The organism is Chloroflexota bacterium, from assembly GCA_018825785.1.
Lineage (GTDB): Bacteria > Chloroflexota > Dehalococcoidia > JACVQG01 > JAHKAY01 > JAHKAY01.
This window is the reverse complement of the sequence record JAHKAY010000041.1, coordinates 1-11,278: the sequence shown is the minus strand read 5'-3', so window position 1 is coordinate 11,278 and position 11,278 is coordinate 1. Positions and strand designations below refer to the sequence as shown.

8 protein-coding genes and 1 pseudogene are annotated in these 11,278 nt (G+C 59.3%); 8 read left to right on the top strand and 1 reads right to left on the bottom strand.

Going from position 1 to position 11,278, the window contains the following annotated elements; translation table 11 throughout:
• The 8 genes and pseudogenes from KJ624_06315 to KJ624_06280 all read left to right on the top strand — a co-directional run.
• Positions 1-322, top strand: a 322-nt coding sequence (locus KJ624_06315) for a hypothetical protein (protein MBU2009428.1), incomplete at its 5' end; no start/stop codon positions are given.
• On the top strand, positions 306-701 hold the full coding sequence (locus tag KJ624_06310; GenBank protein MBU2009427.1) for a hypothetical protein: 396 nt from the start codon (positions 306-308) through the stop codon (positions 699-701). The genes KJ624_06315 and KJ624_06310, both read left to right, overlap by 17 nt.
• A gap of 225 nt (positions 702-926) precedes the next feature.
• Positions 927-1,424, top strand: a complete 498-nt coding sequence (locus KJ624_06305) for an NAD(P)H-dependent oxidoreductase subunit E (protein MBU2009426.1) — start codon at positions 927-929, stop codon at positions 1,422-1,424.
• A 27-nt stretch (positions 1,425-1,451) separates the two neighbouring features.
• Positions 1,452-4,523, top strand: coding sequence for an FAD-dependent oxidoreductase (locus KJ624_06300; GenBank protein MBU2009425.1), 3,072 nt, complete (start codon positions 1,452-1,454; stop codon positions 4,521-4,523).
• A gap of 3 nt (positions 4,524-4,526) precedes the next feature.
• Entirely contained in the window at positions 4,527-6,467 is a 1,941-nt protein-coding gene (locus tag KJ624_06295) for a molybdopterin-dependent oxidoreductase (GenBank protein ID MBU2009424.1), read from the top strand.
• Between the two features lie 28 nt (positions 6,468-6,495).
• Positions 6,496-7,032, top strand: a complete 537-nt coding sequence (locus KJ624_06290) for an NADP oxidoreductase (protein ID MBU2009423.1) — start codon at positions 6,496-6,498, stop codon at positions 7,030-7,032.
• A gap of 25 nt (positions 7,033-7,057) precedes the next feature.
• Positions 7,058-8,485: a Ni/Fe hydrogenase subunit alpha gene (locus tag KJ624_06285; protein MBU2009422.1), complete on the top strand. Its 1,428-nt coding sequence runs from the start codon at positions 7,058-7,060 to the stop codon at positions 8,483-8,485.
• A 376-nt stretch (positions 8,486-8,861) separates the two neighbouring features.
• Positions 8,862-9,864: pseudogene (locus KJ624_06280) on the top strand (nitronate monooxygenase).
• A gap of 569 nt (positions 9,865-10,433) precedes the next feature.
• Here KJ624_06280 and KJ624_06275 read toward each other — a convergent pair.
• A partial coding sequence (locus KJ624_06275) for a hypothetical protein (protein MBU2009421.1) occupies positions 10,434-11,278 on the bottom strand: 845 nt, incomplete at its 5' end.

The window sequence follows — 11,278 nt, the reverse complement described above, 5'->3', positions numbered from 1 at the left end:
GGAGCCCTGCTGGAGGATGTGCCATTGCCCACCTGCTATTAAGGAGGAGTGCCCCGCGTCAAAACATCCCATTTTGCCCTGCTGGGAGATTGAAGGGACCTATTGCAAGCTTCAGACCGAGTCTGAGGGGGTAAGCGGCACGGGCATCGCCATATGCAAAGTGTGCCGTGTCTACAAAACATATGGCCGGGGCCGACCTATTGAGATAAAGCTCTTCGGCAAGGGTATCAACAGCTCATTGGTTTCTCTTGAGAGGTTGGCCAGGGGAAAGGCCCTGGCCTCATCTGGAGAAAGGAGGCATACGGATGAGAAAGATAATTAGAGTAAGAAACATACGGGCCAGGGTGGAAGTTGTAGAAGACCCTCTGGTTGCCTTGCGCGGGACAACCGGAGAGGAAACGCCGTCCAACTTCTGGGAGACCAGGACCCCCTGCTGGCAGATGAACCACTGCCCCCCACAGATTTACGAGGACTGCCCGGCCTACCGGAACAGGTCCCTCGCCTGCTGGGAGGTCGAAGGGACCTACTGCAAGCTGACCATGGAAGGCGGCCACGCCAGCGGCAGAGACACAACCATCTGCCAGGTGTGCCGCGTGTACAAGAAATACGGTGCGGGCAAGCCCATCCAGATAAGGCTCACGGGTGTCGGCATAGACGCTGCCATCAATTCAGCCCTGGAGAAAGCGGAGATGCGGGCATAGGACAGTAGATAGGGTGTCAGCATAAGGAACAGAGCCTCTCAAAGGCTCTGTTCCTTATGCCAGCCCCAGAAGGTCATTGCACAGGAGTGAATCGGTGAGAGTTGACAGGGCTCAGGCGAGGCGATAAAGTTAAGATAGTGATATTTGGAACAAGCGCCAGGCGGGAAGCGTTGCAGGCGAGAATGCTGCCCTGCAAGTAGGAGGCAAGGAATGGAGAGAACGGCGATGGAGGCGCAGGCAGGGGAAAAGACCGGCGTTGGATACGCTGGCAGGGTCTTCAGACAGGTCCAGGAGGTAATCGATGATACCGGGGGACGCCCCGGCGCCTTGATTAGGGTGCTGCAACAGGCCCAGGGACTGATGGGCTACCTGCCGCCGCCGGTGCTGAAAAGCATCTCCAGGGACTTGAAGGTGCCCCTGAGCGAGGTATATGGGATAGTCAGCTTCTATCACTTCTTCACCATGGTGCCCAAGGGCAAGCATGTTGTTCAGGTCTGCATGGGCACAAGCTGCTATGTCAAGGGCGGAGAGAGACTTCTGTCCGCCTTGAAGAAGGACTTCGGCCTGGAGCCTGAAGGGATGACCCCCGACGGCAGGTTCTCTCTGGAAATGGTCCGCTGTCTGGGCTGCTGCGGGCTGTCTCCGGTAATGGCTATTGGAGAGGATGTTCATCGCAAGGTCAAGCCCAGCCGGGTAAAAGACATCCTCAATTCTTACCGGTAGGAGGGGCGAGTGAAGCCACTTTTGTCTGTGGAAAAGCTGCTGGGTCTGAGGGAGCAGGCAAGAAGGAAACTGAAGGAGCAGGAAAAGAAGGTCCAGGTCAAGGTCCATCTGGGAACCTGCGGCATCTCCTCAGGTGCGAACAAGGTTCTGGCCGCTTTCCTGCAGGAGGTGGAGGCCCGCAAGCTGTCCCATGTCTCTGTGTTGAAGGCGGCCTGTATCGGGCTATGCAGCCGAGAGCCCGTGGTCACGGTTATTGACTCAAGAAATGGACGGACTCTCTATGTTGACCTCGCTGAGGATAGAGTCCCCCGAATTGTAGAAGAGCACCTGGTAGGGGGGAAGCCGGTTGAAGGATGGACACTGGCCCTGGATGCTCCCCTGCTCAAGCTTCAAGAGATACGGGTGATGCATAATCAGGACCTGGACCCGATGAATATTGATGAATATATTGCCAGGGATGGCTATCAGGCCCTGGCCAAGGTTCTGACGGCGATGAAGCCGGAAGAGGTCATAGAGGAGGTCAAAAAGTCGGGGTTGCGGGGAAGGGGAGGGGCCGGCTTCCCTACAGCTACGAAATGGGGCTTCGTCCGCAGCGCGCCGGGTGAGGAAAAATATGTGGTCTGCAACGGGGACGAAGGGGACCCGGGGGCCTACATGAACCGGGCTGTCCTCGAAGGCAACCCTCATTCGGTGATTGAGGGGATGGCCATCGGGGCCTGCGCCATAGGAAATGTGCGCCAGGGCTATGCCTATGTGCGCGCTGAATACCCCCTGGCCATAGAAACCCTGAGCCACGCCATTGCCCAGGCCCGAGAATATGGCCTTCTAGGGAAGAATATCCTGGGCACCAGTTTTGAGTTCTACCTTGATATCTTTCCGGGGGCGGGGGCTTTTGTCTGCGGTGAGGAGACAGCACTCTTGATATCGATTGAAGGAAAGCGCGGGAATCCGCGCCAGAGGCCCCCCTTCCCGGCAAACAAGGGACTTTTCGGCAGGCCCACCACTATCAACAATGTGGAGACCTGGTCCAATATCCCCTCTATTATTTTGAACGGGGCCGATTGGTTCGCCAGCGTTGGCACCGAAAAGAGCAAGGGGACAAAGACCTTCTGTCTGGTGGGGAAAGTAAATAACCCCGGCCTGGTTGAGGTCCCCCTGGGGACCAGCCTGGGGAAGATTGTCTTTGACATCGGTGGCGGCACACCACAAGGAAAGAGACTCAAGGCGGTGCAGATAGGGGGGCCATCCGGCGGTGTCATCCCGGCTCAAAATGTGAATGTCCCGGTTGACTATGAGGCGGTTACGGCTCTGGGGGCTATCATGGGCTCCGGCGGGCTTATCGTAATGGACGAGGACAGCTGCATGGTGGATGTGGCCAAATTCTTCCTCAGCTTCACCCAGGACGAGTCCTGCGGTAAGTGCGTTCCCTGCCGGGCCGGCATCCCCGAAATGCGTCAAGTGCTGACCAGGATTAGCCAGGGCAAGGGAACGATGGCAGACCTCGACCTCCTCACGGAGTTGGGAGAGATGGTTGCCTCGGCCTCCCTGTGCGGCCTGGGGCAAACAGCGCCCAACCCGCTTCTGTCTACATTGCGCCATTTCCGGGAAGAGTATGAAGCCCATATCATCGATAAAAGATGCCCCGCCGCAGTCTGCCAGGCCCTGTTCAGGGCTCCCTGTCAGCATACCTGTCCCGTGCAGCTTGACGTCCCCGGATATGTCAGCTTGATCAAGGATGGCAAGTTTGTAGAAGCTTTTCGTTTGATAACTCAGCGCCTTCCCTTTCCCTCCATCTGCGGCCGGGTATGTCATCACCCCTGTGAGGCTAAATGCCGGCGCGGTCAGATTGAGGAGCCTATTGCTATCAGGGACCTTAGAAGATTTGCAGCCGACTACGCCCATGGGCTGGGTATTGAATATCTGCCACCCAGAGGAGAGAAGAGAGAAGACCGTGTTGCCATAATAGGAGCCGGCCCGGCGGGGCTCAGCGCCGCCTATGACCTGGCCCTTGACGGCTACCAGGTAACGGTATTTGAAGCCCTGCCGGTAGCTGGAGGGATGCTGGCTGTTGCCATCCCCGAGTACCGTCTCCCCAAGGACATCCTGAAGATGGAAATTGATGTGGTCCGGAAGCTCGGGGTGAACATAAGGCTGAACACCCGGGTTGATGACCTCGAATCCCTGCTCAAAGACGGATATGGAGCGGTCCTGATAGCCACAGGTGCCCACAAGGGGGATAAGATGGGGATTCCAGGCGAAGACCTGCAAGGGGTCTATGATGCTATCGATTTTCTCAGAGAGGTCAATCTGGGAAGAGAAGTAAAGGTGGGTAAGAGGGTGGCAGTTGTTGGCGGAGGCAACTCCGCTGTTGATGCGGCCAGGGTGGCTTTAAGAAAAGGGGCTGAAGAGGTACATATATTCTATAGACGAGAGAAGAAAGACATGCCCGCCATTGAGGAGGAAATAGAGGCGGCTGAAGAGGAGGGGGTGCATTTTCACTTCCTCACCGCTCCCACCACGATACTGGGCCGGGATGGCAAGGTCTCGGGGCTGGAATGCGTCCGGATGGAGCTGAGGGAGTTTGACCCGAGTGGCCGGAAAACGCCCCATCCCATTGAGGGCTCCGAACATTCCACAGACACGGACATGGTTGTTGAGGCTATCGGGCAAAGGCCTGATACCTCTTTCGCCAGGGGAAACGGCATCAAAATAGGCAGAGGTGGGACCATCATCGCCGACCGCCGGACGCTGGCCACTGACCACAGGGGGGTCTTTGTGGCCGGGGATGCAGCCACCGGACCGCAAACGGTAACCGAAGCTATAGCTGCGGGGCAAAGGGCCGCCTTTTCTATCAAGAGATACCTCCAGGGGAAGGAGTTATCGCCTATGGTAGAGCGGAATGGCCATGAGCCGCTTGCCATTTCCTCGCTGCCTCCTACCGAAGAGGAGATGCGGGAGAGACCCAGGGTGAAAATCGCCCAGATTCCAATGACTGAGAGAAGAAGGTCCTTTAAGGAGACAGCCTTGACTTACAGCGCAGCGGAGGCCAGGGAAGAGGCCGGCAGGTGCCTGAGATGCGACCTTGAGGTTGGAGAGTAAGCCATGAAAGAGATAACCCTATCTATCAACGAGAAGCAGGTCAAAGGGAAAGAAGGGGACACCGTTCTCGATGTCTGCCGGGCCAATGACATCTACCTGCCCACCCTCTGCCATCTTGAGGGGCTGACCGATGTGGGTGCCTGCCGGATGTGCGTGGTGGAGATTGAAAAGGAGAGGAGGCCAATACCTGCCTGTACCTATCCGGCCCGGGATGGTCTGGTGGTCAGAACCCATACCGAGAAACTGGAGAAGTACCGCCGCCAGATTCTGGAACTCCTGTTCACGGAACGCAATCACTTTTGTTTCTTCTGTGCCGCCAGTGGTGAGTGTGAGTTGCAAGGCCTTGCCTACCGCTATCAGATGGACCACGCGCGCTACCCCTACACCTTCCCTGCTCTTCCTACCGACACCCTGAGCGATTTCCTGGTCCTCGACCATAACCGCTGTATCCTCTGCGGGCGCTGTGTCCGCATCTGCAGTGAGGTAGTGGGCAATCATACCCTTGATTTCGCCAGGCGGGGGTGGCGCACTGCGGTAACAGCCGACCTCGACCAGCCCCTGGGAGAGTCTTCCTGCATCACCTGCGGGGCGTGCATCCAGGCCTGTCCCACGGGAGCCCTCTTCAGCAAGGTCAGCGCCTACAGGGGCAGGGCCACCGAGGGCGAGTTTGTCCGAAGCATCTGCTCTCTATGCAGTGTAGGCTGTGACATCAATGTCCTGGTCAAGGACAATAACATAGTCCGCATCGATGGGGCGGACCTGACCGGGTTAAAGGGTCAACTCTGCGTCAAGGGGCGCTTCCGGCAGGTTTACAGGGAGAACCCCAGGATAGTCACGCCGCTTATTGCCAGGAAGAGGGGTGTGGTGAGGCCGGCATCCTGGGAAGAGGCCTTGAACCTGGTGGCGACGGAGCTCAAAGCCTACCTGGGCCGTTACGGGGCTGGCAGTATAGCCGGTCTGGTCTCCAGCCGGTGCCCCAATGAGACCGTGGAGGCCTTCGCCAAGTTCATGCGTGATACTGTAGGGACCAGCTTTGTGGATACCCTGGATGGCAATACTTATAGAACCCTGCTCCAGGGCGCAACTGCCTTTGGGAAGGACGGCCAGGGGCTGGAGATAGAAAGCCCTCTGGAAGCCATCCTGGAGGCTGATTGCGTGCTGGTGGTAGGGGCCAACCTGCTGGAAAGCCATCCTGTGGCTGGCTGCTACATACTCCGGGCCAGGACCCGGAACAGGGCACGGCTTCTGGTTATTGAGCCTCGACAGAATGACCTGGGCGTTAGGGCCGACCTCTGGCTACGGCCTGCTGAAGATGGCATGGAAACCGTTATCAATGCCCTGACCGGTCTGGTAGCCGGGAAGGGGAAGCGCACCGGGAAGCCTCGGAGAGGCGCCTCTATAGCCGGGGCAGCGCGGGACGCTGGCGTGGATGAAGCCCTGCTGGAACAGGCCGCCGAGATGCTGAGAAGTGCCCAGAAGGCGGTAGTCGTCTACGGCGAGGGCATTCTCAACAAGGAAGACCCCAAGCTTGTGGCTAGCCTTCTGGAGCTGGCCAACCTGATAAATCCTGGCGGCCTGAAGGTGACCTCCCTCAAGCCCGGAGCCAACAGCCGGGGTGCCTGGGAGTCCGGGGCGGCCAGCCAGAAGGGGCTGGCCAAAGTCAGTCCCAGACTGGTCTATGTGCTGCTGAGCGATGACGAGGTCAGAGACGGAGACTGGCTGGCCCAGGCTGAGCAAGCCGAATTCCTGGTAGTCCAGGCAAGCTACGCCTCGCCGCTGACCGAGGCCGCTGACCTGGTCCTGCCCTCACCTATCTGGGCGGAGCGAGCAGGCACATATGTCTCCCTGGATGGCAGGGTCGGTCGCTCCCAGGCAGTGCTGGAACCGCTCCCCGGACTTAAGGACGACAAGGAGATAATTCAGGAACTGGCTCACAGACTCTGAGCCCATTTGGTAAGAACGGAGGCAATGTATGGGAAAGGTGAAACTTGCCACCGCCTGGCTTGATGGCTGTGCCGGGTGCCACATGTCCCTCCTGGATATGGATGAGGACCTGGTTGGCATAGCCAGTGCCGTAGAATTCACCAGGAGCCCGATTACGGATATCAAAGATTTCCCCGAGGTGGATGTGGGGCTCGTAGAGGGGGCCATAGGCAACGTGGCCCACGAGGAAGAAGTCAGGGAACTCCGCAAGAAGTGCAAGATACTGATTGTGCTGGGCGATTGCGCCTGTTTCGGGGGCATCCCCTCCATGCGCAACCGCTTCTCCAAAGAAGAGGTCCTGCGGCGGGCCTACATTGAATCGGAGAGCACTAAGGACGGGAAGATACCATCCTCGCCGGAAATCCCTCCCCTTCTGGAGCAGGCCCTCCCGGTCGGCGCCGTGGTCAAGGTGGACTGTTTTGTCCCAGGATGCCCGCCAAATGCCAGGGCCATCAAGTATGCCCTTACCGAGCTTCTCCAGGGGCGGATTCCTGTGTTGCCCGGCGAAATGATGCGTTTTGACTGATTTTGACTGACAAGGAGACGATGAAGTGGCAGGCAAGACGATAGAGATAAGCCCCGTAACCCGCATCGAGGGCCATGGCAAGGTCACCCTTCACCTGGACGACGCGGGCAACGTGAACCGGGCATACCTCCATGTTGTCCAGCTCCGGGGCTTTGAGAAGTTCTGCGAGGGCCGTGTCTTCTGGGAGATGCCCCTTATCACCGAGCGAATCTGTGGCATCTGTCCTGTCAGCCACCACCTGGCCGCGGCCAAGGCTGGAGATGCAATCCTGGGGGTAGAGATTCCCCCCACCGCCAGGATGCTAAGGCAGCTGATGCACATGGCCCAATACGTGCAGTCCCATGCCCTCCATTTTTTCCTTCTGGCCAGCCCCGACCTGGTCTTCGGCATGGATGCCACCCCGGCCACCAGGAACGTCATCGGCCTCATTGGAGCCAACCCGGAGCTGGCCAAAAAGGCCATATGGCTCCGCAGCTTTGGCCAGTCCATCATCGAGACCCTGGGCGGCAAGAAGGTCCACCCCAATCACGCCATCCCGGGAGGGGTGAATACAGCTCTCCCCTCTCAGGCCAGGAGTGACATCCTGGGAAAGACAGGCGAGGCCATAGCCATCTATCAGCTGGGCCTTGACATAATCAAGGATTTCCAGGCCAAGCAGAAGGAGCTGGTGGGCAAGTTCGCCAGTTTTCCCTCGGCCTGCCTTGGCCTGGTGGACCCCAGGGGAAACCTGGAATTCTATGATGGCAAGCTGAGGTTGCGCGATGCCGGGGGCCTCCTCTTGGAGGAGCAGGTGCTCACTGACCGCTATTCCTCCATCATCGAGGAGAGGGTTGAAGACTGGTCCTACATGAAGTTCCCCTACTACAAGAGGATGGGCTATCCTGCTGGAATCTACCGGGTGGGCCCCCTGGCCCGGCTCAATGTAGCCGATGGCATAACCACGCCTCTGGCCAGCAAGGAGTTCCGGGAATTCAAGAAGCTGGGGAATGGGTCTATGGTGGAGGGCTCACTATACTATCACTACGCCCGGCTCATAGAAGGGCTTCATGCAGTCGAAATGCTAAAGGAGCTCCTCCAGAAGGACGAAATCTGCTCAACGGAGCTCAGGGTCTCTTCCTCGAAGTATAACGAGGAAGGAATCGGGGTAATTGAAGCGCCCCGGGGCACCCTCATCCACCATTACTGGGTGGACCCCAGCGGTGCCATCCGCAAGGTCAACATCATTGTGGCCACACAACATAACAACCTTGCCATAAACCGGGCCATCTATCTGGCAGCCAGGGAGTATGTCAAGGTCGACACGCTCTCCGAGGGTATGCTCAATAGGGTGGAGGCAGCCATCCGCTGCTACGACCCTTGCCTCTCGTGCGCAACCCATGCCCTGGGCCAGATGCCTCTATCCATACAGCTGCTCAGCGCCTCTGGAGAGGTGCTGGACGAAATTCACACCTGAGAGGCATCCCACCACAAGGCATCTGAGGCTGATGGGGCCCGGGCAGTCTAGGGCATAGCCTTCGGTGAGATGCTCCGGGCCACTCAGGGAAGGTGCCGGGCGCTTGCCGGGAAGAACCTGCCCTACCGAGATTCTGAAAAGGAGACTGGCGGGGCGAACCGCTCTAAACCTCTACCACCTTTAACAGGCATTATAGGCGGTCCGCCGGTGGAATAGCGGGAGTACCAGAACCCCATGCCTTTTGAGCCCTCTTATGAGCAGTTAAGGACCAAAGCAGTCTCGCTACCTTCCTTGGGCAGCCCACCTCAGTCCATTTGCCACCTGCAAGGCGCCTCCCTCTTTGTTATGATGGTGAGGATGCTGAGAAAGGAGGAAGATGAAAGGTAACCGGCTCTGTGAGCTTCTGGGCATTCGCTATCCCACAATTCAGGCGCCCGTGAACTATGTGAGCGGGGCCGACCTGGCAGCCGCAGTCTCCAACGCAGGGGGACTGGGCACTCTGGGGCCAAACGCCGGGGCCAAGACCATCACATCCGATGTGGAGCTAACCGGCGAAAGGCTGCGCCAACAGATAAGGAAGATGAGAAGCCTCACCAAGAACCCCTTCGCAGTAAATGTTGCCATCGGCATGGGGGGAGCAGCGGAAGTACTCCCAGAGGTGCGTGGAGGTGGTCATAGAGGAGGGGGCCCCGGTAGCCATAGCCTCGGTGGGCAGCCCCGAGGTCTATACCAATGTGCTCAAGGGGGCAGGGATAAAGGTGCTACACGCCATCTCGACTGCGAGGCACGCCCAGAAGGCCGAGGGGGTGGGGGTGGACGAGGTGATCTGCGAGGGGTATGAAGCCGGTGGCCACAAGGGCTTCACCGAGCTCACTACCTTTGTCCTCGTGCCCATGGTTGCCGATACGGTGCGGATACCGGTGGTGGCGGGAGGGGGGATAGGCGATGCCCGGGGTCTAGTGGCGGCCCTGGTGCTGGGCGCCGATGGGGTCTATATGGGAACCCGCTTCATGGCTACCCTTGAATCGGACTCCCATCCCCAGGTGAAGGAGGCCATAGTAAGGGCCAGCGATGCCTGCACCGTTAGCGTGCCCAAGGACATAATGCTGGCTAGAGACCTGCGCAACCAGTTCACCCAGAAATACCTGGAGATAAAGGCAGCCGGGGCTCCCAAGAAAGAACTTAGCGACTTCCTCAACGAGCACTCCCAATACTATTCCCAGGTCCTGGGGGACTGCGACGGCGCCGAGGTCTGTTGCGGGCAGGTCGCCGGGCTCATCGAAAGGGTGGTAAGCGCCGCCGAGGCAATACAGGGCATGGTAGACCAAATCCCATCCACCCTTCAGACCCTCCAGCAAAAGGTGGGCGTCTTCTCCTAGGCTTCACCGGTGTCATCGGTGCCTACGCCCCACCCAGGCCACGGACTATAGCCCGCCCCGGAATCAAGGGGGGACAGAGCGAGTAATAGCGTCTTCCAGGGCTTTCCCCCGAGACAAGCCCACTTAACAGAAGCGAGTTTTGTCCCATCGGCGGCGGCAATTCCGGCTGGCATCCTTGGGAAGCCCACGGCTCTGGATAGACGGAGCAAAAGAAAAAGGTTCGGTCCCGGCTCCGGTCTGGAGCCAGCGGGCTATATGAAGGTGCTATCTGTTTGCGGGCGATCCTTTTTCGGGCAAATGTGGCCGGCATGCCCCAAGCAGACGGATAAAGGTCCCCTCTTCCGACAGATGTCGAACCTTTGGCAGCTCGACCTGATGGCCCGCCTCAAGGAGCTGGCAGCGAAGGTTAGGGGCCCGAAATGTTAGCCCAGATCCACATACTGGGGTAGGACTCCCCCAAGACAATCAAGGAAAGCCTGCGCCGCGGACGGAGCTCTCGGTGCCGGAAGGGGGCGGAGCGGGAGGTCTCCCGCTCCGCCCGATGCTTTGCGCCCTATCAGGGATCACCCTCATCCAAGGTTGACCCTCCGGACGCGGTTGTTGCCGGTGTCGGCGATGTAGAGGTACTGGTTGCCCGGGTCAACGCCCACACCATAAGGAGTGTTGAGCTGAGCCGCCGAAGCCTGGCCGCCATCGCCCCCGAAGCCCGCCACCCCGGTCCCAGCAACGGTAGTGATAATCCCCGTCGCCAGGTCCACCCTGCGAACACGGTTGTTGCCCCTGTCGCCGATGTAGAGATAGCCCGAGTCAAGGGCCAGGCCTCTGGGGGTGGTAAGCTGCGCTGCCGTTGCCGGACCGCCATCGCCCCCATAGCCCTGCACCCCAGTCCCGGCGAAGGTGGTGATGGCCCCCGTCGCCAGGTCCACCCTGCGGACACGGTTGTTGCCGTAGTCGCTGATGTAGAGGTTGCCCGAGTCAAGAGCGGGGACTGAAGGGGCGTTGAGCTGTGCTGCCGTTGCCGGACCATCATCGCCCAGGGGGATGGCACCACCCCCAGCAAGCCTCGTGATGGTCCCCGTTGCCAGGTCAACCCTGCGGACACGGTTGCCGGAGTACTCGGCGATGTAGAGGCTTCCCGAGCCAAGAGCGACGCCCATAGGATTGCTGAACTGGGCTGCCGTGGCCGGGCTGCCATCGCCCCCGGAGCCCTGCACGCCGGTTCCGGCGAAGGTGGTGATAATCCCGGTCGCCAGGTCCACCCTGCGGACCCGGTGGTTGCTTCTGTCGGCTATATAGAGGTTCCCCGAGTCTAGGGCGACGCCAACAGGATTGTTAAGTTGCGCTGCCGCCGCCGGACCGCCATCGCCCCCAAAGCCCGCGGTCCCGGTCCCGGCGAGGGTGGTGATGGTCCCCG